We start from the raw sequence: 24,181 nt of genomic DNA, 5'->3' as shown, positions 1-24,181 counted from the left end.
ATTATAAATTTATAAAGTTTTTAACGATCTGATTTCCCACCAGTCCTGATTTTTCAGGGTGAAACTGTACCGCATAGAAATTGTCTTTCTGCAAAGATGCACTGAATGGCAGGATATAATCACAAACAGATGTGGTAAAGTCTGAAAGCTCACAATAATAACTATGAACAAAATACAAATCATTATTCTTTTCTATTCCTGAAAATAATGGCGATGTCTGTTCTGAAAGCGTATTCCAACCCATGTGTGGAACAATATCCTTTGCCGGAAATTTTCTGACATTGATATCAAAAATCCCCATTCCTTCGGTATCTCCTTCTTCATTTCCTTTACACATCAGCTGCATGCCCAGGCATATCCCTAAAACCGGTTGTTTGAGGCTTGGAATCAATAGATCAAGTTCTTTTTCCTTCAGCAGTTTCATCGTGGAGGAAGCTTCTCCCACGCCGGGAAAGATCACTTTATCTGCTTTTAAAATCTGTTCAGGATCATCGGTGATCACAGAATCTATTTTAAGCCTGTTGAGGGCATTCTGAACAGAGTTTACATTTCCTCCGTTATATTTTATTATAGCGATCATATTTATAAACTTCCTTTTGTAGAAGGCAGGCTGTAATTAGTATCTGATTGATTCACTGCCATCTTAACGGCTTTTGCAAAGGCTTTAAAAATGGATTCAATTTTGTGGTGTTCGTTATCACCTTCTGCTTTGATATTCAGATTCGATTTTGAAGAATCTGTAAAGGATTTAAAGAAGTGAAAAAACATTTCCGTAGGCATATCGCCTATCTTTTCTCTTTTAAATTCAGCATCCCAAACGAGCCATGATCTTCCTCCGAAATCAATAGCCACCTGAGAAAGGCAGTCATCCATCGGAAGCAGGAAACCATACCGCTCAATCCCTTTTTTCTTTCCTAATGCTTTTAAAATAGCTTCTCCCAACACAATTCCTGTGTCTTCAATCGTGTGGTGCTCATCTACGGCAAGATCACCTTTGACTTTAATCTTAAGATCCATATTGCCGTGTCTGGCAATCTGGTCCAGCATGTGATCGAAAAAGTGAAGCCCGGTTGAGATATCTGACTTTCCGTTTCCATCGAGATTGACTTCAATTTCAATATCGGTCTCATTGGTTTTTCTGGATACTTTGGCTTTCCTCATTCCTGATTTTAGGAACTGATAAATCTCTGACCATTTTGAAGCAGACAGCTCAGATTCAGTATTGAAGTTTTGATTAAGATAAATTGCTTTAGAACCAAGGTTTTTAGCAAGTTGTACATCCGTAATTCGATCACCAATTACATAGGAATTTTCAAGATCGTAATTACCATAGATATATTTTCCAAGCATTCCAATTCCTGGTTTTCTGGTGGGAAGATTTTCGGACTCAAAGCTTTTATCAATTAAAATATCACTAAAAATGATGCCTTCGTTTTCAAATGCCTGCAGCATTTTTTCCTGTGGCTTTATGAAATCTTCTTCGGGAAAACTCTCCGTTCCCAATCCATCCTGATTGGTCACCATCACCAATTCGTAATCCAGTTCACTGGCAATTTTTGCTAAGTTTTGAAAAACTCCCGGATAAAACTCAAGTTTTTCCAGAGAATCTACCTGAAAATCTGTGGGCGGTTCGATAATTAACGTTCCGTCGCGGTCTATAAAAAGTACTTTTTTCATATGTTTTTTATAAATTATTTTTTAACCATTAAGCTTTTTTAAGTGGTTAAGAAGTAGTAAGAACATACCTGAAGCTATTAATTTAGCTTGTATTTTATTCATCCTGAATCTTAACTTTTCTTATAACACACTCTTTATTAATGGTTACATCTTATATTCCTTTTAAAAGATTAATTAATTTTTCATTTTCTGCTCGGTTTCCTACATTGATCCTGATACATCCGGGAATTGCCGGATCTCTTCTGCTGGTTAAAACTTCTTCTTCCAACATTTTTGCATACACTGAATCAACGTTTTCCATTCTGATCAGAAAGAAATTCGCATCTGTTGAAAATACTTTCGAAATACACGCAATTCCTTCAAACTGCCGTTTCAGCCACGTTATCTCTTCCAAAATACGGTTTACATTTTCCTGAAGCTTGTTTTCATCCTCCAATGTCTTTAAAATAAGCTCCTGGCTCAGTACATTCACGTTATAAGGTGCTTTTACAATATTAATAAGATTAATAATTTCTTCTGATGCATAAGCCATTCCTACCCTTGCGCCCGCGATTCCCCATGCTTTGGAAAATGTCTGCAGTACGATCAGGTTAGAATATTGATTCAAAAGTTGAATACTTGATTTTTGTCCTGAGAATTCGATATAAGCTTCATCTACTACCACAATTCCGTTGAAGTTCTGAAGATAAAATTCAATATCGGCTACACTGTTTCCGGTAGGATTGTTAGGTGAGCATAAAAAGAAAATCTTCAGTGAAGGATCTTCTGCTGTCTTTAAAAAATCATTTTTAACGATTTCAAAGTTTTCATCCAGATCTATTTTCAAAACCTTATTCTCGTTGATCGCTGCATAGAAACCATACATCGCAAAGGACGGATTCATCATCAGAATGGCATCTTTTTTAGGCTCACAGAAAATTTTAATGATAAGGTCTATCAGCTCATCACTTCCGTTTCCTATGGCAATCTGTGAGGGCACAACATTTTTAAGTCCTGCAAGCTTGCTTTTAAGCCTTTTCTGGGTAGAATCCGGGTAACGGTTGTAATCCCCAAAAGGACTTTCATTCGCATCCAGCATGACAGGTGCATTAAATTCGTTATTGTCCCTGAAACTGACGTAGGGCTGTAGTTGTAATATATTTTCTCTTACCAGAGTTTTGATACTGTTATTTTTCATTGTATTGTTTTTCATTTTAATTATTCTAAACCATTAAGATGAATTGAGTTATTAAGCAGTGCGCTAAATTCAAATGTACTTGAGGCTTAATTTTACTTAAAAGTTTTATTTTCTTAATGGTTCAAATTCTTTTTTCTGGATAAACGCAAGGGCGCAAAGTTTTTTAATTCTTGCTTTTTTTAAGGCGCGAGAAAATCTAAGATTTTCAGCAAGGGCTTGAATTTTATTTTGTGTTTTATATGCATTATTTAAGTTTATTGGAGATAAAATCCTTGCGTCTTAAAAAACACTCTAATTATATCCTTCTCGCGTCTTTACTTTTTCCAACATTTATTATTTTAATCTTATGGAAACTGCATTTTTGTGGGCAAACAGACCTTCTGCTTCTGCCATAAGCTCTATGGTTTTTCCTAGATTCTGAAGGCCCTCTTTTGAAAGTTGCTGGAATGTTATTTTTTTCACAAAGCTATCCAGTGACACCCCGCTGTAATTCTTTGCATACGCATTGGTAGGAAGCGTGTGATTGGTTCCGCTGGCATAATCCCCAGCACTCTCACAGGAATAGTTTCCAAGGAAAACAGATCCTGCATTCTGAACTTCCGGAATATATTTTTCAAAATCATCAATCGCCAGAATAAGGTGTTCCGGTGCATAAAGATTACTAAATTCAAGAGCTTCTTCCACAGAATTCACTAAAATAAAAGAACTGTTTTCCAATGCCTGAGCTGCAAATTCATTTCTGGGTAATTCTTTGATTTGCTGTTCAACACATTCTATTGTTTCATCAAACACTTTAAGATCTGTCGTAATAAAAACCACCTGACTGTCGCTTCCATGTTCTGCCTGAGAGAGAAGATCTGCCGCACAAAATTCAGGAACAGCCTGCTCATCTGCAATTACAAGAACTTCACTAGGTCCGGCAGGCATATCGATCGCAACCCCAAAACGCTGGGCGTATTCTTTAGCTGCTACTACAAACTGATTACCAGGTCCAAAAATTTTATTAACAGCAGGAATGCTTTCTGTTCCAAAAGTCATTGCTGCAACGGCCTGAGCTCCTCCCGTTTTAAATATTTCCGAAACGCCGCAAAGCTTTGCTGCATAAAGAATTGCGGGATTAACATTTCCATTCTTATCCGGTGGCGTGCAAAGAACTATTTCTTTACATCCGGCAAGATTTGCAGGAACTGCAAGCATCAATACAGTAGAGAATAATGGAGCCGTTCCTCCCGGAATATAAATCCCAACTTTCTCTACAGCACGATTTTCACGCCAGCACACTACACCTTTTGTGGTTTCAATTTTCTGAATTTGCTGTTTTTGAGAGGCGTGAAATTTTGAAATATTCTCTTTCGCCTGTTGAATGGCTTGTTTTAATTCTTCCTTAATCTGTTTTTCTGCCCCTTGAATTTCGGCATCAGAAACTTTTATGCTTTGGGTTTCTGCTTTATCAAACTTTTTGTTGAATTCTATTAAAGCTTTATCACCATTTTTTTCAACTTCTGCAAAAATTTCTGTAATGAGCCCTGAAATTTCTTTCTTCTCCAAAACAGGACGTTTTACCAGGTCTTTCCAGGTGTCTTTTGTGGGAAATTTATATATTTTCATTGTACTATTTTAAAAGTTTTTTGAACCATTAAGATCCTTTTAAGTTGTTAAGTTTCATTAAGATCATAGCTGAAGCTATATTATTCAGCTATTTTAATTGCTATTTTTTTTGATACACGTATTCAATTTTATCGTAGATAAAATCTTTGCGCCTTAAAACAGTATTGTTTTCATTTTCATTGCGCCTTTGCGTTAACCAATATTATCATTCTTCAACTCACGTTATCACCTTAATGATTGTTAGATTCTTTATATAACCATTTTATCAATTGGAATGATTAAAATATCCTGAGCGCCATTTTCTTTGAGTTCATCAATGACTTCCCAGAAACGTTCTTCATCAATCACAGAATGAATACTGCTCCAGCCTTCTTCTGCCAGAGGAATAACTGTAGGGCTTTTTAATACAGGAAGTACTTCTGATACTTTCTGAATCTTTTCATTGGGAACATTCATCAGAATGTACTTTGAATTTTTTGCTTTTAAAACCGCTTTGATCCTGAAGACCAGTTTTTCAAGAACAGCCTCTTTTTCAGATGATAACCGGGGTGTTTGAGCCAGCACAGCTTCCGATTTCAGCAAAGTAACCGTTTCCCTTAATCCGTTTTTGAATAAGGTACTTCCGGAACTGACAATGTCACATATTCCATCAGCCAGACCGATATTGGGAGCGATTTCTACAGAACCGGAAATAACGTGGATATCAGATACAATTCCTTGATTTTCTAAAAAGTTTTTAAGGGTATTGGGATAAGAAGTGGCAATTTTTTTGCCTTGAAAATAAGAAAGCTCATCGGTTTCTACTTCTTTGGGAACAGCCAGTGAAACACGGCATTTTGAAAACCCAAGCTTCTGGATTGTTTTGATATTTTTACCTTTTTCAATCAGAAGATTTTCACCAACAATGGCAACATCCACCACTCCGTCTTCCAGATATTGAGGGATGTCTGAATTCCGGAGGTACATGATTTCCATCGGAAAGTTATCTACTGAAACTTTGAGCTGGTCTTTCCCGTTGTTGACGAAGATTCCGCAGTCTTTGAGAAGCTGAAGAGATTCTTCGTAAAGCCGGCCGCTTTTCTGGATTGCAATTTTTAATTTACTCATTTTGCCTTTTTTGGGTCTGAGCAAATAAAAACTGATCTGTTGAAATTTCTGAGGAGAATTCAGGAAACAAAAAAACCGTCTATTTACTCAGACGGTTTTAATTATTTTTGATTTTAGCATATACTTATATCAATCAATTCCGTCTAGCAGAGATGATGATGATAATGATGTAATGCTAAAAAAGTTGGTTTCATTGTTTGAATTATGATGCAAATGTAGGATTTATTTTTAAAATGCAAAGTTTTTTCAGATTAATTTTTGATAAAAATTCATCAACTGTTTTGCAATGGGCTCGTCATTAAACTTCTGAACAAACTCGAAACCCTTTTCCTCACGGCGTTTTCTCTCTGATTCATTTTCCCAAAGAAATTTGAGTTTGGCCCTAATATCAAGATCATTATCCGGATTGATATAGACAGAGTCTTTTCCACCTGCTTCCGGCAGACAACTTGTATTGCTTGTCACCACAACAGTTTTGGAGAAAAGCGCCTCAATCACAGGGATTCCGAAGCCTTCAAAGAAACTCGGATAGACAAAAATATCTGCCAGTTTATAGAGACAAGCCAGTTCATCCATAGAAACTCCTTCGAGGAAGAGCACCTGCTTTTCCATTTTATTTTTTTTCAGGAAACGTTCTATTTTCTGGTAATACTTGGTTTTTCTTCCCACCACAACCAATGGAATTTCTGTTCCGCTGATTGCTTTTACAACATTCAAAAGGTTTTTGCGGTCTTCAATGGTTCCAACATTGAGCACAAATCTTTCGGGAAGCTTAAATTTCTCCTTTACGGCTTCCATTAATTCCGGAGACTGCTGTTCTTTAAAAGCATGATGACATCCCTGATAAATGACTTCAATTTTAGTCTCAGGAACTTTTAAATATTGGATAATATCTCTTTTGGTCTGTTCCGAAATAGCAATAATTTTATCAGCTGAATCAGCCGCTTTTTTAAATTTCCAGAAATGAATCTTTCTGTCAAAAAAAGAATAATACTGCGGATATCTTACAAAAATCAGATCATGAATGGTTACCACCTTTTTAATAGGTTTTGGATCCCATTTTAAAGGAAGTTCACCGGATAATCCATGGAAAATATCGGCTCCCTGTTTTTGGGCATCTTTACCCATTTTCAGTTGGCGTGATAAATTCCCTTTTGAGGTTTCAATAAATTGAACATTAGGGCGTTCCAGAATCTCTTTTCCCCTCTCCGATTTGTTCTTGTTGAGCAACAGATATTCATTGTCCGGTTCATATTCAGAAAGGATTCTTACAAGATCTCTCGAGTAATTTCCCAGACCGGATGTATTGTGGAAAAACCGTTTTGCATCAAAGGCAATCTTCATCGTTGTATCTGTTTTTGAAATTCCTGAAATGTACCGAATGTATGTCCTTTTTCTTTCAGCCAACCTACAAATGAATCAAACCTTTCTACCATCTCTTTTCCTGAGTTTTTTACAGTAAATCCAGGAAGTTTAAAGGCTTCATCTTTAATTTCTGCAAATTCCCACGGATGGAAATAAATGTTCAGATATTGGTCTTTTTTCAAACTGTCCAAAGCCAGTTTTTTGTAGAAAAATAAAGGAAAATTATGGAAACTTAACCAAAACAGAGGAATTCTGAAATTAGGAGAAACCGAAGCCGGAATCTGCGTTACATTTCCTTCTTTGAAATACGTTCTGGATACTTTTAAATTGTTATATCTTCCCGGCAAAAAGGTCGGATTGATGGATGAATTGTAAGAATATCCTGCTTTTTCCACTTCTTTTTCGTCTACAGGCATCATTCTCGGCATTCTTAATCCGGTAACCTTTGTAGAAAATAATTCTTCCAGTTTCTCTCTTGATTCTTTGAGGTGTTTCTCTTCAAATTCTGAATGAAACCAGGTGTGAGAAGCCAGCTCATGGCCTTCATTTAACAATCTTTCAATAAGAGGTCTGCTGTTTTCTGCAAAAACTACTGTTGAAAAAAAAGTAGCTTTGGCATTATGTTTTTTAAGAATATCGAGAATTCTCTCTAATCCTGTCTGTGAAATTGAAATCTGCTTTTCAAAGGGAATTTCACCCTTATATTCTAATGGCATATCAAATTCTTCAATGTCAAAACTCAATAAAACCATTTTAAAAATTTTTGTTTTTAATAATATAATTAGGTCTGTCTTTCACCTGTTTAAATATTTTGCCTAAATAAATCCCCATAATTCCGAGGATGATTAACTGAAGTCCTCCGAAGAAAACAATTGTCATAATCAATGAGGCCCAGCCGGAAATCTCCGTTTTGGCGATAAATGAATGAATGACGTATGCTCCATATCCAATGACTGAAAGTGCCGAGAATAAAAATCCCAGATAAGCAGCCAGATAAAGAGGTTTCACACTGAAAGCGGTAATTCCCGTAAAGGCAAAAGTAAACATCTTTTTAAGGTTGTAACTGCTTTTTCCTGAGAGTCTTTCTGCTGCAGTAAAGTCGATTCCCGTTTGTTTGAAACCCATCCAACTCGTTAATCCTCTGAGGAAAAGGTCGTCTTCATTAAAATTCCTCATGACTTCAACAGCGCTTGCATCCAACAGTCTGAAATCTGAGCCGCCGCCCTTCGTTAAGTTAACATCTGACAAGCTCGATAAAAGTTTGTAAAATAAGTCTGATGTTTTTCTTTTAAAAAAAGAAATCTCTTTAGGATACGTTCTGAAAGTAAAAACTACATCATACCCTTCTTCCCATTTCTGAATCATCTCAGGAATAAGCTCAGGCGGATGCTGAAGATCGCCATCCATAGAAATGACTGCATTTCCGTGGGCACTGTCCATTCCTGCTTTTACAGCCGGCTGGTGGCCGAAATTACGGGAAAATTCGATAAATTTCACTTCATCATACTGACTGGCAAGTTCTTCTAATTTTTGTTGAGTATTGTCTCGGCTTCCGTCATTTACAAATATGATTTCAAAATCATAGTTGTGCAAACCATCAAAAACTTCTTTGATTTTCTGATGGATCATAGCGACATTTCCCTCTTCGTTATAGGCAGGAATTACAATTGAAATTTTCTTCATATGTATTAATTCAGGCTGTAATTTTTCTCAAAATCTTTAGTCAGAAGTTCATAAGTTACTCTCAACCAGATCACAATACAAGGTACAGCTTTTAATGAATATTTAATAATATAATTCTCTTTTACAAATTTCGGGAACAGATCCGAGGTCGAGAAACATGTGAAAATAATGACAAAAACCAACAAACCTATAATGAGCGGCGTTCTTTCTTTCTGAAGGAAAAACCATATCAATACTCCTACCACCGCAATAATATACGTGGGAGATTCTGAACTGGAACTGAACAATACCAAAAACAGTAGTGTTGAAGCCAGAATCATCAATTGGAAAGCATAATGCTTATATTGCTTTATTCTGATGTACGGTAAAGCAAAAAGTGGCAATCCTCCGGCTAAAAATACAAGATTAGAAATGGATGCGTCTCCCAGAACTCTTCTTACAAAGCCCATTAAAGAGATATCCTGCATGTTTCCAAGAACCTGGTTTTCATTATTCTTTTCTACAATAGACTGAAACCAATCCGTGTAGCACTGAATCACAAACTGCGGACTTGAATAGGCCATTGGAAGCACGAAAAACAATATAGCAATGCCAATTCCTGAAAGAATAAATTTAGTTTTGTTTTTAATAAAGAAAAACTGCGTCAAACCTACTATTCCGTAGATTTTCACAAATATCCCAATTAAAATTGCTGTTACAGATTTTACTTCTTTTCTTTCGTAAATATATACTGCAGACAATAGCAAAAGTCCTGTCAGTGCTACGTTGAACTGCAGGCTTAAAGCCGCTGTAATGTATTCCTGAAGACAAAGCAGTCCGAAAATGGCTTTCTTGCTGTCTGAAAATGGCAGTTTATAAATACCGTAGATAAAGATGAAAGTATTGGCAATATTCCAAAGGGAAATTCCCAACCAGTCCGGCATCATGGCAAACGGTGCAATCAATGCACTGAAAAATACACCATAATGGTTCAGATCAAAATAAAGATCGGGATAATGGATAAATAAGTTTTTCTGATGAATGGTATTAAAGAATACATTTTTAAAAATCAGATAATTATTAATCGCATAATCTCCTCTCAGGTATTTGGAAATTGCCGTAACAACGGATATAATAAGATAAACCCCAAATATATATTTAGGGTTTAATAGTATTTTAAGGAATTTTTCTTTCAAGATTGTGGTATTAGATTAAAATATTAATCTTAAACAGCTACATTATTCTCTCTTAAAGCATCATTCAGAGATGTTTTCTTGTCTGTAGATTCTTTTCTCTGACCGATGATCAAAGCACATGGAACCTGATATTCTCCTGCTGGATACTGTTTTGTATAGCTTCCAGGGATTACTACTGAACGTGCAGGAACTCTTCCTTTGATTTCAATCGGCGTATCTCCTGTAACATCGATAATTTTTGTAGAAGCGGTCAATACTACGTTGGCACCCAATACGGCTTCTTTTTCTACGTGAACTCCTTCTACAACAATACATCTTGAACCGATAAAGCAGTCATCTTCAATAATTACCGGAGCAGCTTGTAAAGGCTCCAATACACCACCGATACCAACACCGCCACTCAGGTGAACGTTTTTACCGATCTGTGCACAGCTTCCTACAGTCGCCCAAGTATCTACCATTGTCCCTGAATCTACATAAGCACCAATATTTACGTAAGACGGCATCATAATTACTCCCGGAGCAATGTAAGCACCTTCTCTCGCTACTGCATGTGGTACAACTCTCACCCCTTTTTCAGCATAACCTCTCTTCAAAGGCATTTTATCATGAAATTCAAACGGGCCTACTTCAATAGTTTCCATTTTCTGGATCGGAAAATACATTACTACAGCTTTTTTCACCCATTCATTTACCTGCCATCCGTTTTCTGTAGGTTCCGCAGTACGAAGTTCACCTTTATCAACTAAAGAAATAACTTCTCTGATCGCCTTCTGGCTGTCTTCATTCTGCAATAATTCTCTGTTGTCCCAGATATTTTCAATAGTTTGTTGTAATGACATGTTTCTTATTTAAATTAGTTTGAAAAATTATACTGCCCAAAGATACAAAAAAGTTCAGCAAAACGGCTTTTAACGTTGTGCTTTTAATAACGGCTCAGCATACGCTTAACCCTATTTTTATAGGCAAGGTAAATTTGTCCGTGTTCTTTTATTAAATATTCCTCTTCAAGCCGAATCTGGATCTGCATCAAAATACTTCCAATCAAAAGGAAAGTCAGAGCAATTACCGTTGGGACAACAAGAAAAAAACCAACAAGACTTACCGTCATTCCCAGGAATATAGGATTTCTGGAAAATCTGAATAATCCGTGGGTTATCAGATCTGTTTTCATTGTGTTGTCAATACCAATCCGCCATGAGTTTTTCATTTGAAATTGCGCTATAATCACCCAGATCAAAGCAATAATCATTAAACCTAATCCGATGTATTGAAAAAGATCATGCTCCAGAAATATAATTTTAAAAGCAGAAAAAATGTCTTTCGGAAAAATTAAAATAAGTATGGTATATATAAACAGAGCAAACAACATCAACTTAAAATAAAACCCTACAAGTCCATAAGCAGAATCATCCTTAGGAAGGACATTAGGATTTTTCCCAATCTGTTTTGCTACTTTGTAACTGATCCCAACAAATGAAATGAGAAAAAAAAGAATAAAATATAAAGGAACAAAGAATCTGATAAAGTCTGTCATTGATAATAGTTTTGAGCAAATTACCGGAGTTTAGCGATGCAATACTATTGCAATGACACAGCTTTTATTGGGATTTCAGAAATTTTAAATTGGAAATCTAGAATTCTCCTCCACCGGAGGGGTGGCGAAAATTCAAAGAATTTTTGACGGGGTGGTTTAAAAGTATAATTATTTAAGTTTTGGCTAAAGCCAATTGAATGTTTCATTTTTTTATTGAACGGGCTAAAGCCTATTCCTATTGAATTTCATCTCTTCCTTGCAGACAAAATATTAATTTAATGCGTTTTAAAGGTTTACAGCACTCGTTGGGCATGCAGATAAGCCTTATTCCAGTACTTTTCGTTCAGGGATGAGATGATCACGCCTTTTGAGGTAGAAGCATGAATGAATTTCACTTCTCCGTCAGGACCAATATCATGAACGATTCCCACGTGAGAAACTCTGCTTCCTCCAGCTGTAGCAAAAAATAACAGATCACCCGGTTTTACGTCTCTTATATCAATATTCTTTCCGGCATCAGCCTGATCAGAAGATCTTCTTGGAAGGCTAAAATCATTTTCCTCAAAGACTTTTACGGTAAATCCTGAACAATCGAATCCTGAAGAAGTATTTCCCCCGAATTTATAGGGTGTCCCGATATATTTTTCTGCATCTTTCAGAATATCACTGATAGATCTGGAAACACTACCATTAAATTTTGAATCCAGTTTCCGAAGATTTTCAACTTTCGCTACATTCTTTGTATTTGATTTTTTACTGGCGGAAACACTTTTTGAGGAACCGCAGGAAACTATGAAAACAGAGGCCACTATAACCACAACCATCTGCTTGATATTCATTTTTTGCTGAAATAATTCCGTTCCCATACTCTTCTGATTTATAATTAATTAACAAAACACACGGCAAATATACATTTTATATTTTAATTATAATATAACTATACTACAACTATATGATAAATATATGTTAAAATTTTGATTATCAATATTTATTGGTATATTTGGTTTCTATTTTGAAGATATGGCAACCTATGAAAGTATAATCAAGATCACAGGAACAGTGGGCGATCTGGTATTTTATACGCTGAACGGCAAGAATGTGGTTCGGAAGAAGAGCGGGTTCAATAAAGCTGCGTTTAAAAAAAATCCTTCCTACGAGAAAGTCAGACAGAACAGTTCTGAATTCGGGCATTGTTCCAAAATAGGAAAGACGATCCGGAAAAGCCTGGAAATATATAGTAAAGAAGCAGGTGATCCCCTCCTCTACCAGAAGTTTGCAAAGGTGATGACGATGATTAAAGATTTAGATACAATTTCAGAAAGAGGAAAACGAACGGTTGAAAATGGTTTAAAGACTGAAGAAGGAAGACGATTTCTGAGAGAATTTCAATTAGGTACAGTTAATAAGGTTTCTGATTCGATAAGAATGAAAAATCATGTTCTGTATAAAAATGATCTTTGTACCTCAGATCATGCCATGATTTTAACTTTAAAATTAGATTCTGAGAATTTTAGTATAGAAAATAATGAAGAAACAGTCCGTTGGAATCAACAACAAGAGAAGTCTTTTAAAAAGCACTTTTCTGATGATGATCTTCTGCTCTATTTTGTAGTGTTAAAAAATGAAAATGATAAGATTACCCATATGGGATTTGTTTAAATAAAAAAGTCTGCAGTAGATTCTGCAGACTTTCTTGTTTTATTTCTTTTCTCCTTTCCAGCTTCCTGATACTGCAGGTGTTGGAAGTGAGTTGGACCAGTTTCCGTTTCCTTTTTTCTCTGTCGTTAACGTTCCTCTGAAATCTCCTTGCGAAGGAAGTCCTACTCGGGCGGTAAGATCTCCGGTCTCACTCAGATTTCCGGTAATGCTATAGTTTTCATTATTAACATCGGAATGCATTGTTCCTACCACTTTACCACTCTCATCTACCACAAAGTTCCAGACTCCTTTATCTGCTCCTTCATAAGAACCAGACCATGTTCCTACATAATCATAAATAGTATCATCATCAGAGCTGCAACCGATAAATAAAAATGCCGTTAATAAAAGTAAAAAAAGTTTCTTCATAGTTTCAGTAGTTTAATAACCTAAAATCCTGTTATTCTCTTATACTTTCCTCCTAAAAATCCAGTTACAGAGAATATTGCTTAATATTTATTATTTTTTGTTCCGTGCAAATCTACTAATTTTTTCATTCAAATTATCTGAATTTTAATTAGCACCCAATATGTTTATTAAAAAACAATATATTTCGGCTAAAATACAAATATTTTTCAAACAAATACTGTCTGTATAAAATTTGACTTATTTAAAAAAATGAACATTAAGCTTGATATTAATATGTTTAATATTCATTTACAATTAGTTTATATTACATTTCAGGCCATTTGCATTCTATTTTAAAGATATTTCTTACCTTAGTGAAAAATTTAATCTTTTTCAAAAAATCACATGAAAACAAAAACATTATTTTTGGCAGCACTTGCTATTTGTGGCACTTCAACAGCACAGGTTGGGATTAACACCGCCACTCCGAGTCATACTTTGGATGTTAATGGTCTTGTAAGGGTAAGAGGGCTTTCAAATGCTGAAAAAAAAATTGTTGCGGCGGATGCACAAGGGGTTTTAACTCTTATTTCCCCAGAAGAAATTTTTGCTCCAAAAGCTATACTGAACACTTCAACCTCTTCCAGTGAACAAAGGTCCACTATATACGAAGGAAAATGCTTTCAACCAGGTGATAATGCTTCTTCCTGTACCGTTTCTGTAAACCATTACTCCTCTTGTACAGGTTTCAGCAATCCTGTAGATACTCAGATTATTGTGGGACAAGGAATTAATACCGGGAATGGACAGTTTTTAGGAACCTGGACAGCACGATATGTTGATAACAAAGGATTTGCAGGCGCAACTCCCGTTGCCAATCAGACAGCTCCTGACTATCCCAGAATTTCTTATCCCAGTACCAATACCGTGAACTATCTGGGAAGTGGAAATTTTGCCGGCCAATGTAATACGGATCTGGTAACGACCATTAACCAGGCAACCGGAGATATAAAAGTAGAGTCTGTAAAGCGAAGCATGTACGCACACCTTGTGTACCTTATTAATATTGCCCGCTCCAGATCTTTATAATAGTCGATATTTGATTTCAAAAAGGCAGCCACAATATTTCATTGTGGCTGTTTTTTATTAAAAATGAAAAACCCTCTGAAAAAGAGGGCTTTGTTTTATCTTGGAAAAGGAAGCGTTACAGGATAGCAACCACAAAGGCAGTCCCACTGATCAAATTCTTCTGAACAAACTCCGATGGCTTCACATCTCCATAAAGCACCTGGAGGACATTGTGGAACATTAGGTCCTGCTCCTTTAACTGCTTTTAATTCTTCTCTCGAGATTTTCTTTAAATTTTTCATGGTTTTAAAAAATGTTTTAATTCATTTCAAATATAAGAATATTCATTAAAGAGCGATTTAATTTGTGAAAAATTTAACTTTTTACACGAAAAGCCTCTAAAAAAGAGGCTCAAAACTATTATTGGATGAATGAAAAACTTATCCCAAATGTATGAAATATTCATTCCGGCTTTTATGAGTGTAATCATAACCCGCTTTTTTCCAAAATTTATATGATTTATGATTAATTGATGATATCTCCGTTACTATTTTCCAGTTTTTCACGAAATTTCTGAAGGTCTTCAGGAGTTGGCTTGTTCCATTCTGTGATTTCTCCGATAATTTTCAGAGGCATTTCGGATCGGTAAGAGCGGGTTGGATTTCCCGGAAACTTCTTATCTGTTACGTTGGGATCATTTTCAAAATTACCTGTGGGCTCTACAATATATACACGCTCTGCCCCATCGCCTTTGGCCAGTGCAGCAGCAAGGCCTGCCCCATTGGTTAAAGCGGTAAAGTAGATATGATTCATTGTAAACTCAGATTTGTAATTAGAATTTCCGCCTGCTGTTAACAGATCTCCAATCTGTAAGTCGGCTTTTGTACCGTGGTAAAAAGGACCTTTATCAGACGGATGGCTTTGAAGCAAAACCGATAATTCAGCATTTTTTTTTGATTTCTCTGTATCTCCCAGATCATCATAGCATATTGAAATATTCCTATAAAGAGAAGGTAAGGCACTTTTAACGGTATCATCATTCATTTTTAAAGCAAACTCTAACGAAGTTTCAAGCCATTTTAACCGATCGGCAACTGTTTTCTGATGACGTGACAGATAAAAAGCTGCCAGAAACTTTTCATGATCATCCGAAGCTTCCTGCCAGGCTTTCAAAAATAACTGAGCTGCTTCATCAGGCATTCCTTTGTCTTCAAAGCCCATTCCTTGGAGACAAAACTTAATCACAGGATTAAAAGGGGAAAATTCCATGTTTTATTTTTTTCCAAATCTAGTTTATTCTGTTGGAATTCTTGGATTGAAAAAGAGGTAGATAAATGTAAATAATTGATTTTTACTGCAAATTCAAATATCATTACTATGAATGAGTTCTAGGGGATAACTGGAAAAACGCAGAAACTCTTATTCTTTAATCAAAAAACTATTTGTCTGAAGGATTATAGCAAAAAAGCCCTCTCAAAGAGAAGGCTTGATTTTTTATGTAAACATTTTTATTAAGATCCGATAGGTACGCAAGAGCAAACACAATCATAAATACCCTGGTCAGGATCACAAACGTAGATAGATTCGCATTTAAGATAGTACTTTGCAGGACATGTAATTGGAGTCCCTGCTCCCTGAACATTTTTCATTTGATCTCTTGTAATTTTCTTTAAATTTTTCATAGTTGTTTATTAATATGTTAGTTTTTTAGTACATAAAGTACTTATTTCAAATATAACCAAATAAAACTAATTACAAAATACCTGTACGTTTTTCTTTACAATTGGTGTTCAGTGCTCCAGAAAATAAAAATTAGATGAAATTTTAAAAATTCAAAGAATAAACGTTTAACCAAAATTAATAATTACTGCATGATAATTTAACAAACGGTTAATATTTACACCAATCAACAAAATGTAAATAACTAAAATTCAATAACTTAAATAAATTAAAAAAAATCGCCAAATTACACCATTTTATTTAACTACCAAATAAATTAGACTATTGTTTTTTTACTATTTTATGAAATATTTTTGTCTTTTAAAAAATAAATGAAAAGGTCATCTATAAAAGATATTGCTAAGCTGGCAGGAGTTTCCGTGGCCACAGTATCGTATGTTCTCAACAGAAAGGAAGGACAGCGCATTAGCGAAGAGACCCGGAAAAAAATTTTTGAAATTGCTGAAACGATTAACTACACTCCTAATAAGATCGCTAAAAGCCTTAAAACTAACAAAACAAAGCTTCTGGGACTTATTGTTGCAGATATTTCCAATGAGTTCTATTCTCTTATGGCAAGAAATCTTGAAGATAAAGCCTTAAAATTAGGCTATACTCTTATCATTGGCAGCTCAGACGAGAATGCAGAAAAGTTCAAAAAACTTACTGAGCTTTTCTCACAGCAGCAGGTGGACGGAATGATCGTTGCTCCTGTAGCAGGGTCAGAAAAGACTCTTGAAAACCTTATGCATATTAAATATCCTGTTGTAACAATTGACAGATATCTTAAAGGGGTAACCGTCCCTGGTATTACGATTAACAATCAGGAAATAGCAGAGAATACGACCAGCTTACTTCTTAATAAGAACTTTGACAAAATAATCTATATAGGCTATGAAACTGAGCTTCCACACCTTCTGGATCGCCAGCATGGCTTTGAAAAAGCGGTACACGCTTCCAAAAAAACAGTTGAAATACGCCATATTCTGGTAGGATTGGAAAATATTGCTGAGGAAGTACATTCTCAGCTTGAAAATACATTAGGGAAAAGTCCTGAAAATACAGCACTTTATTTTTCAAGTAATAAACTTGCAGTCGCGGGACTTTCCTATCTGGTTAAAAATAATATAAAAGTTCCGGAGCAGGTATCTGTAATAGCATTTGATGAAACGGAAACCTATCACCTTTTCCCTACAGAAATCACCTATATCCAACAGCCTATTGAAGCGATGGCTGAGGAGGCTATTAAGCTATTGGACGGACAAATCAATAATTATACGGCAACGGAGAAAAGGGTAACATTATCTGCAAAACTTATTGCCAAAGCATCTTTTAAATAAGTAATTAAACAAAATACATTTTTTTATACATTAACTTAAACGTTTAACCTATTATGATAAAAAATAATTTAAGCCATGTTGTATGTTTTGGAGAGGTTCTGTGGGACATTTTCCCTACAGGATCCAGAGCTGGTGGTGCACCATTTAATGTTGCCTACAATCTTTTTAAAATGGGAATCGATACCAGAATGCTCAGCCGTATAGGAAATGATGAATTAGGACACCGCCTTCTTAATCAGATTCAGGACTGGGGAATAACGACAGCCTCCATACAGGTAGATGCTGAAAAGGCTACAGGGACAGTAATTGCAGATTTTGATGAGCATGGAGAGGCTTCATATGACATTGTTGAGGAAGTTGCCTGGGACTATATTCAGCCACTGCCGGAACATAAAGAACTGATTCAGAATTCTGAAGCATTTGTTTTCGGAAGTCTGATCACAAGAAATGAAATGTCCCGGAATACACTGCTCGAACTTTTGGAACATTCAAAATTCAGGGTTTTTGATGTTAATTTCCGGCCTCCTTTTATTGATTTTGAGTTTATTAAAAAGTTATTGCATAAAGCTGATCTTGTTAAAATGAATAAAGCGGAGCTCAGAACAATTCTGGAATATCTGGGTGAAGAATATATTGATGAAGATACAAGTATCAGACATCTTCAGGCTTATTTTAACCTCAATGAAATTGTGCTGACCAAGGGAAGTAAAGGTGCCCGGTATTTTGTGGGAGGTACCGTTTATAATTTCTCCGCAGTTCAAATTGAAATTGCAGATACTGTGGGAAGTGGCGATTCTTTTCTGGCCGGTTTCATGTCTAAAAGAATTCAGGGAAGATCTCCGGAAGAGATCATGAAACAGGCAACTTCACTGGGTGCTTTTATCACTTCGAAATCGGGAGCATGCCCGGATTACACCTATGAAGAATTCAAGGCATTCAGAGAAAAGAATAGCTGTAAAACCTCTTAAAAAACCTACGATATGAATACTCCAAAATTTACAGATAAGAAATACTATGTCATCCTTTCTTTTGTTACCTCTCTATTCTTTTTCTGGGCCATTGCCCTTACCATGGGAGATGTCCTGAACAAGCATTTCCAGAATGTCCTTCACATTTCTAAATCCAAATCAGGGCTGGTACAGCTTTCCATTTTTGGGGCTTATGCATTGATGGGCATTCCGGCAGGTCTGTTTATGAAAAAATTCGGTTATAAATTGGGTGTTATTCTGGGACTTTCATTGTTTGCACTGGGATCTTTTTTGTTTATTCCTGCAGCTAATACTTCTTCATTTGAATTTTTCAGGTTGGCGCTATTTGTTCTGGCAATGGGAATGGCAACCCTTGAAACGGTAGCCCACCCTTTTGTAGCTGCTTTGGGGGATGAAAGAACCAGTGATCAGAGGGTTAATTTTGCCCAGTCTTTTAACGGTCTGGGAGCTATTATTGGTCCTTTGCTGGGAGGATATTTCATTTTCGGAGCGCCTGATTCCGGAACAGGATCTCTGGATTCTGTAAAAAATCTTTATACATGGATTGGTATTGTCATTCTCGCGATTACCATTATTTTCAGCTTTATACGAGTTCCTGATCTGAAAGACCCTCATGCGGAAGATATACTCATTTCGGAAAATGAGAAAGGAGATGATCTGGCTGTATCAGATCCACATGCTCCCCTCTATAAGCAGAGACACTTTATATTTGCAGTCATTGCCCAGTTTTTCAATATTGCTGCACAAGGTGGAACGTGGGCTTATTTTATCAATTATGGTGTTGAAAAAATGCACCTTCCGGAGATACAGGCTTCCTATTATTTTTCTTTAAGTATGGCAATGATGATGATCGGAAGATTTATCGGAACGTTCCTGATGAGGTTTATCGCTCCCAACAAACTGCTGGCTATCTTTACCATGTGCAATATTGTTCTGTGCCTGATTATTTCCCAAAGTTTAGGATGGGTATCATTTGTCAGTCTGATTTTGCTCAACCTGTTTCTGAGTGTAATGTACCCTACCATTTTCAGTCTCGGACTTAAAAGATTAGGTTCAAAAGTTCAGCAGGCTTCATCATTCCTGGTTATGGCAATGTTTGGAGGAGCTGTTTTCCCTCCGATCATGGGCAGAATTGCAGAAAAAGATATTGCCCACGCCTATCTCCTTCCTATTCTCTGCTATGTGGTGATTTTATTATTTGCATTAAAATTCTACAAGCCTAAAACCTTTAAATAATTCCTATGAAAACAAAGCTTTTATTAGCCTGGTGCATTTTACTGATATGCGCCAGCAGGGGAATTAATGCCCAGATCACAATAACCAACAAGAAATTTTCCTTTGGCACAACCGGGAGAATCGGAGCAGGTTATTCCCCGAATGCCGATGGAAAGACAGGAAGGCAACTGAATCTGAATAATCAGGGATCTTTAGGCGGCAGAATGGATCAGGGAGATTATGTAGATTTCCTGCCGGCCTTCCATTTTAGCCCTGTAGTAAACGGTGACAGTGTAAAAAGTACCAAGATCGATATGCAGGCGAGGCTAAGCTTTTATTCAGGAGGAACTTTTCTGGGAAATGTAGATTCAAAATCCAATCAGGGGATGATTATTGCCTTGCCGGAAGCATTTGTAGAAGCCCGGAACATTATGGGAAGTGACTGGGATGTCTGGGCAGGATCAAGATGGCTGAGATACGATGATATTCACATTGCGGATTACTTTTATTTTGATGACCATTCGGCAACCGGCTGGGGACTGCGGCATAAAAACACCAGGTTTTCAATGTTTTTCCCGGCAGCTATTGACACTGCGGCCAGCAACTCCACTCCCTACTCTTATACCAATGTGATCAGCGGATCAAAAAACCTTATCTACAGGCAAAGAGAGGTATTTGTTCTGGAACAGACGCTGCCATTTAAAAATACGAAACACAAGCTGAAATTACTGGCAGAATTTCATCATGTAGAAAGATCAGGGGAAAACTCCGTAGAACAGTATCCGTCGGATCAGGGCTGGGTTTTTGGAGCTAAATTAAATACAGATATGGCAACAACCATTCCGGGCTCATTCAATCAGTTCTCTGTAAGGTACGGAACAGGAATTGCCAATGGCGGCGATAATGGAAATACACAGACCTGGCGCACCTATGGAGCTCCTGATGAGACCACAAAAACATATAAAGGGGCTTACTCTTTTACGGTTGTTGAACATTTCCTCTGGAATATCTCCCACCGCTGGTCGCTTAATCCTTATGCCGTTTTTACCAAAAGTAAGGGAGGATCCACCAGTATTGATAAAGCTCCGGACTATTACAACCGTGAAATTTTCAACAGGAAAACAGAATTTAATACCGGAATCAGAGCCACTTATTATTGTAACAACTGGTTCCATATTCTCTCCGAGTTTCACTATGCAACCCGAAAAAACGGAACCCAGGATGCCGCCTCGATGATGAAACTTGTTCTGGCTCCCACCATTGTTCCTACTGCGGAAAGAAGTGTCTGGGCAAGACCTCACATCCGTTTTATTGCAGAAGTATCAAGATATAATGATGAGGCTATGAACAGTCTATATTCACCGTTTTTACAGCAGTCAGGAGCGAAAAGATTCGGGACCTATTTCGGAATACGAACAGAATGGTGGATTTTTTAAATTAAAATAAAGAAAATATGATGAATATAAAATTGGGAACTTCCCTACTCTCCTGGATGACTCCGTTATGGAATGCAGAATCGGGAAAATATGCGATAGAAAAAACAGCACAGGCCGGATTTGATCTGATTGAAATACTGCTGCCCGGATCAATGGATTTTGATGCAAATACCGTAAAAAAACAGCTGAAAGATAATCACCTTGAAGCTGTCTGTTCACTAAATCTTCCCAAAGACGCTCATATTGCATTTTATCCGGAAGCCGCGGAAAAGCTTATCAAAAAAGCAATTGATAAAGTTGATGAACTGGAAACCAACCTGCTGGCAGGAGTTTTACACAGTGGAATCGGCGTGTTTACCGGAAAACCACTCACAGAAAGCGAAAAAGGAATCATCGCTGAAGTATGGTGCAATGTGGCAGATTACGCCCAAACTAAAAGTATAGATATTGCTATAGAGCCTATTAACCGGTATGAATCTTACGTCTGTAATACTGCAGAAAATGTCCTGCAGCTTATTAAAAAAACGGGCAGAAATAATCTCTTCCTTCACCTTGACACCTTCCATATGAATATTGAGGAAAATAATTTTTATGACCCGATCATCAATTCCGGAAAGATGCTGAAGCACATTCATGTTACAGAATCCCACCGGGGTATGCTGGGAGAAGGAACTATCAATTGGGAGGAATTCTTCTCGGCATTGAAAAAAATCAATTTTGAAGGGAATCTGGTTCTTGAAAATTTCAGCTCCTCAATTCCCGGAATGCAGGAAAAGGTTTCATTATGGCAGAAATCACCTTATGATGCTCAAACACTAGCTGAAGGAAGCCTTGCTTTTTTAAGGAAGCATTTAAAAAGCTAATCCCTATTCAATGATGATCCATTACCCTATTCCTCGGCTATTATTTCAATAGCCGTTTTGTGTTGGATAATCTTCCCTTCGTTAACTAGCTTTTTAAGAACACGGCTTATCACTTCTCTGGATGTTCCCAAAGCTGATGCAATATCTTTATGGGTAATTTTTACAGGATTATATCCGGTGACCACAGCACGTTGACTGATATAATTAAGCACCCTGGTATCCAGCTTATGAAAAACAGCATCATTTACCATGTTCATCAACGCAGTAAAACGGCCGTCGTATTCATTGTAGAAAAAATTATTCATCCCCGGAAAACTGTTCATCAGCTTAAGCAGGCTGGAAACAGGAATCAACAGTGCTTTGGATGATTCTTCGGCATAAGCATATACAGAACTTATACAGTTTTTAAATATGGAAGCAAAAGTCATGATACAGCTTTCACCCGGTTTCATATAATAGTATAAAAGTTCTCTTCCTTCATTAAGCGTAAATACTTTTACAGAACCTTTGATCAGAATAGGCACATAATGAATTCTCTGTCCCGGGCTTACGATCTCCGTTTTAGATTTTATATCGGTGATCACGCTGCATTTTTCAAGTTCACGGATAAATTCTGAGCCGAGAAATCCAAACTTTTCAGTAATAAACTGGTTATTTATCATAAAGTATTTTATTGCTTTTACTAGTTATTTGATGTTCAAAGGTGAAAAAAGAATGCAAATTTATTTTTAAAGAGCTTTTCAGATACAATATACTGATAAGTTTTTTCTATTTCAGATATCAGCGTAGTAATATCCACGAATTTTGCAGACCAATTCAACGAGTCTTTCTGCCCGTTCATCGAAATTCGACATAGTTCTGTTGTGTTATTACAGACCTTTACATCAGGAAAAAAACAATAATGTTCAACTAAAATCTTAATTATTATGAAAACAAAAATCGGAATTACAGAAAAAAACACGGAAGCCGTTGCAGAGCAGTTAGCAAAATTATTAGCCGACGAAACGCTCCTTTACATCAAAACAAGAAATGCCCACTGGAATGTAACCGGAGATAACTTCCATGCCCATCACATTTTCTTTGAAGAACAGTACAAACAACTGGATGAACTTATTGACAGCGTTGCAGAAAGAATGCGTAAAATCGGGCATTATGCACCGGCAACAATGAAAGTCTATCTGGAACTGACTCATTTAACAGAATACAGTGAAAGAACAAACGATGGTCTGGGATACATGAAAGATTTATTAAGTGATCATGAAAGCATCATCGAATTTCTCCGTGGAAATATCACTCCATTTGCTGAAAAATATAAAGACTACGGTACCAGTGATTTCATTACAGGGCTGATGGAAACCCATGAAGAAATGGCATGGATGATCCGTTCCTATTTCAGATAACACAAAATAAAAAAGTTATAATTATCTTTGTGTAAATCATAAACAACTATACCTATGAAAGCCTTAATCGTGGATGATAATGATATTGCAAGAACAACATTAGCACACCTCGCAAAACAGATTCCGGATCTTTCCATTGTCAGCGAGTTTTCTAATGCTATAGAAGCTTATCATTATCTTCAGTCCAATTCCGTCGATCTGATATTTCTCGATATAGAAATGCCGGAAATGACAGGAATTGAACTCACGAAAACCCTTTCCGGTAAAGAGACTATCATCATTTTTACTACTTCAAAAAAGGAATATGCACTGGAAGCATTTGATCTTAATATTTCAGATTACCTTCTGAAACCCATTATGCCGGTCAGATTTCTGCAGGCAGTAAGCAAGGCACAGACAATTCTTGAAAGCAGAAAAGAAAATGTGGAAGTAACAAGAGATGAATTCCTTTTCGTGAGGGACTCCAATATTACAAGGCGTTTAAAGCTGGATGACATTTTCTATGCGGAAGCTATGGGTGATTATGTAAAGTTTTACACCAAAGAAAAAATGTTTGCCATTCACGGTAAGATGAAAACCGCTGAAGAACGTCTTCCAAAGGATCATTTTATAAGAGTACACCGTTCCTATATTGTTTCTGTAGGCAAAATTGATACTCTTCAGGACGGCGGTATTATGATCAACGGTAAATTCATTCCTGTAGCAGATGCCTACAGGAAAGCACTGAATACTAGAATGAATGTCTTTTAGCCGTTACTCCCCATCAGAAATTTGAT

General features: G+C 36.6%; 26 protein-coding genes. 9 read left to right on the top strand and 17 right to left on the bottom strand.

Annotated elements, in window-relative coordinates:
• Position 1: 1 nt before the first annotated feature.
• The 12 genes from hisH to FB551_RS05530 form a co-directional block, all read right to left on the bottom strand.
• Complete coding sequence (gene hisH / locus FB551_RS05585; protein WP_142015838.1) at positions 2-580, bottom strand: imidazole glycerol phosphate synthase subunit HisH; 579 nt, start codon at positions 578-580, stop codon at positions 2-4.
• 2 nt (positions 581-582) lie between these two features.
• Positions 583-1,677, bottom strand: coding sequence for a bifunctional histidinol-phosphatase/imidazoleglycerol-phosphate dehydratase HisB (hisB, locus tag FB551_RS05580; protein ID WP_142015836.1), 1,095 nt, complete (start codon positions 1,675-1,677; stop codon positions 583-585).
• A 151-nt stretch (positions 1,678-1,828) separates the two neighbouring features.
• Positions 1,829-2,854 (bottom strand): histidinol-phosphate transaminase, encoded by a 1,026-nt coding sequence (gene hisC / locus FB551_RS05575; RefSeq protein ID WP_142015833.1) that lies wholly within the window; start codon positions 2,852-2,854, stop codon positions 1,829-1,831.
• Positions 2,855-3,187: 333 nt separating this feature from the next.
• A complete protein-coding gene (gene hisD / locus FB551_RS05570; RefSeq protein WP_142015830.1) occupies positions 3,188-4,462 on the bottom strand; it encodes a histidinol dehydrogenase in 1,275 nt (424 codons plus the stop codon).
• Between the two features lie 249 nt (positions 4,463-4,711).
• Positions 4,712-5,569 carry an ATP phosphoribosyltransferase gene (gene hisG / locus FB551_RS05565; protein WP_142015828.1) on the bottom strand — a complete coding sequence of 286 codons (858 nt, stop codon included), beginning with the start codon at positions 5,567-5,569 and terminating at the stop codon, positions 4,712-4,714.
• A gap of 246 nt (positions 5,570-5,815) precedes the next feature.
• The gene (locus FB551_RS05560; protein ID WP_047430748.1) at positions 5,816-6,913 is read right to left on the bottom strand and encodes a glycosyltransferase family 4 protein; all 1,098 of its coding nucleotides are present in this window, start codon (positions 6,911-6,913) and stop codon (positions 5,816-5,818) included.
• A complete protein-coding gene (locus FB551_RS05555) occupies positions 6,910-7,686 on the bottom strand; it encodes a polysaccharide deacetylase family protein (RefSeq protein WP_142015825.1) in 777 nt (258 codons plus the stop codon). Before FB551_RS05555 ends, FB551_RS05560 begins: the two co-directional genes overlap by 4 nt.
• A gap of 1 nt (position 7,687) precedes the next feature.
• The gene (locus tag FB551_RS05550) at positions 7,688-8,617 is read right to left on the bottom strand and encodes a glycosyltransferase family 2 protein (RefSeq protein ID WP_047430751.1); all 930 of its coding nucleotides are present in this window, start codon (positions 8,615-8,617) and stop codon (positions 7,688-7,690) included.
• A 5-nt stretch (positions 8,618-8,622) separates the two neighbouring features.
• Positions 8,623-9,792, bottom strand: coding sequence for a glycosyltransferase family 87 protein (locus tag FB551_RS05545; protein WP_047430753.1), 1,170 nt, complete (start codon positions 9,790-9,792; stop codon positions 8,623-8,625).
• A 29-nt stretch (positions 9,793-9,821) separates the two neighbouring features.
• The gene (locus FB551_RS05540; protein ID WP_047430755.1) at positions 9,822-10,634 is read right to left on the bottom strand and encodes a 2,3,4,5-tetrahydropyridine-2,6-dicarboxylate N-succinyltransferase; all 813 of its coding nucleotides are present in this window, start codon (positions 10,632-10,634) and stop codon (positions 9,822-9,824) included.
• Between the two features lie 83 nt (positions 10,635-10,717).
• Entirely contained in the window at positions 10,718-11,329 is a 612-nt protein-coding gene (locus FB551_RS05535; protein WP_142015822.1) for a methyltransferase family protein, read from the bottom strand.
• Between the two features lie 293 nt (positions 11,330-11,622).
• Positions 11,623-12,195, bottom strand: a complete 573-nt coding sequence (locus FB551_RS05530) for a C40 family peptidase (protein WP_185150205.1) — start codon at positions 12,193-12,195, stop codon at positions 11,623-11,625.
• Between the two features lie 154 nt (positions 12,196-12,349).
• On the opposite strand from FB551_RS05530, the gene FB551_RS05525 reads away from it, so the two are divergent.
• Positions 12,350-12,988: a hypothetical protein gene (locus FB551_RS05525; RefSeq protein ID WP_047430758.1), complete on the top strand. Its 639-nt coding sequence runs from the start codon at positions 12,350-12,352 to the stop codon at positions 12,986-12,988.
• 39 nt (positions 12,989-13,027) lie between these two features.
• Here the strand turns inward: FB551_RS05525 and FB551_RS05520 are convergent, their stop codons facing one another.
• Positions 13,028-13,396 carry a hypothetical protein gene (locus FB551_RS05520; protein WP_047430760.1) on the bottom strand — a complete coding sequence of 123 codons (369 nt, stop codon included), beginning with the start codon at positions 13,394-13,396 and terminating at the stop codon, positions 13,028-13,030.
• 384 nt (positions 13,397-13,780) lie between these two features.
• Between FB551_RS05520 and FB551_RS05515 the strand changes: the two genes are divergently transcribed.
• A complete protein-coding gene (locus FB551_RS05515; protein WP_142015820.1) occupies positions 13,781-14,464 on the top strand; it encodes a hypothetical protein in 684 nt (227 codons plus the stop codon).
• Between the two features lie 95 nt (positions 14,465-14,559).
• Here FB551_RS05515 and FB551_RS05510 read toward each other — a convergent pair whose 3' ends face one another.
• From FB551_RS05510 to FB551_RS23695, 3 genes are all read right to left on the bottom strand, one after another.
• Complete coding sequence (locus tag FB551_RS05510) at positions 14,560-14,745, bottom strand: bacteriocin-like protein (protein WP_047430765.1); 186 nt, start codon at positions 14,743-14,745, stop codon at positions 14,560-14,562.
• A gap of 223 nt (positions 14,746-14,968) precedes the next feature.
• The gene (gene arr, locus FB551_RS23650) at positions 14,969-15,373 is read right to left on the bottom strand and encodes an NAD(+)--rifampin ADP-ribosyltransferase (RefSeq protein ID WP_374709944.1); all 405 of its coding nucleotides are present in this window, start codon (positions 15,371-15,373) and stop codon (positions 14,969-14,971) included.
• A gap of 581 nt (positions 15,374-15,954) precedes the next feature.
• Positions 15,955-16,125, bottom strand: coding sequence for a bacteriocin-like protein (locus tag FB551_RS23695; protein WP_409993834.1), 171 nt, complete (start codon positions 16,123-16,125; stop codon positions 15,955-15,957).
• A 369-nt stretch (positions 16,126-16,494) separates the two neighbouring features.
• On the opposite strand from FB551_RS23695, the gene FB551_RS05500 reads away from it, so the two are divergent.
• From FB551_RS05500 to FB551_RS05480, 5 genes are read left to right on the top strand one after another with little or no spacing between them, the layout of a single operon-like run.
• Positions 16,495-17,502: a LacI family DNA-binding transcriptional regulator gene (locus FB551_RS05500; RefSeq protein ID WP_142015815.1), complete on the top strand. Its 1,008-nt coding sequence runs from the start codon at positions 16,495-16,497 to the stop codon at positions 17,500-17,502.
• Positions 17,503-17,555: 53 nt separating this feature from the next.
• Complete coding sequence (locus FB551_RS05495; RefSeq protein ID WP_142015812.1) at positions 17,556-18,470, top strand: carbohydrate kinase family protein; 915 nt, start codon at positions 17,556-17,558, stop codon at positions 18,468-18,470.
• 12 nt (positions 18,471-18,482) lie between these two features.
• Positions 18,483-19,727, top strand: coding sequence for a sugar MFS transporter (locus FB551_RS05490; protein WP_142015809.1), 1,245 nt, complete (start codon positions 18,483-18,485; stop codon positions 19,725-19,727).
• 5 nt (positions 19,728-19,732) lie between these two features.
• Entirely contained in the window at positions 19,733-21,142 is a 1,410-nt protein-coding gene (locus tag FB551_RS05485; RefSeq protein WP_047430778.1) for a carbohydrate porin, read from the top strand.
• 17 nt (positions 21,143-21,159) lie between these two features.
• The gene (locus FB551_RS05480) at positions 21,160-22,005 is read left to right on the top strand and encodes a sugar phosphate isomerase/epimerase family protein (protein ID WP_226798624.1); all 846 of its coding nucleotides are present in this window, start codon (positions 21,160-21,162) and stop codon (positions 22,003-22,005) included.
• Positions 22,006-22,031: 26 nt separating this feature from the next.
• On the opposite strand, the gene FB551_RS05475 is transcribed toward FB551_RS05480, so the two are convergent.
• The gene (locus tag FB551_RS05475; protein WP_047430780.1) at positions 22,032-22,667 is read right to left on the bottom strand and encodes a Crp/Fnr family transcriptional regulator; all 636 of its coding nucleotides are present in this window, start codon (positions 22,665-22,667) and stop codon (positions 22,032-22,034) included.
• A gap of 264 nt (positions 22,668-22,931) precedes the next feature.
• On the opposite strand from FB551_RS05475, the gene FB551_RS05470 reads away from it, so the two are divergent.
• A complete protein-coding gene (locus FB551_RS05470) occupies positions 22,932-23,405 on the top strand; it encodes a Dps family protein (RefSeq protein WP_047430786.1) in 474 nt (157 codons plus the stop codon).
• Between the two features lie 54 nt (positions 23,406-23,459).
• Positions 23,460-24,155: a LytR/AlgR family response regulator transcription factor gene (locus FB551_RS05465; RefSeq protein ID WP_047430790.1), complete on the top strand. Its 696-nt coding sequence runs from the start codon at positions 23,460-23,462 to the stop codon at positions 24,153-24,155.
• Positions 24,156-24,181: the final 26 nt, after the last annotated feature.

Origin of the sequence: Chryseobacterium aquifrigidense, assembly GCF_006716485.1 — a bacterium.
In the GTDB taxonomy this organism is placed as follows: Bacteria; Bacteroidota; Bacteroidia; order Flavobacteriales; family Weeksellaceae; genus Chryseobacterium; species Chryseobacterium vietnamense.
This window is presented reverse-complemented; position numbering and strand designations above follow the sequence as displayed.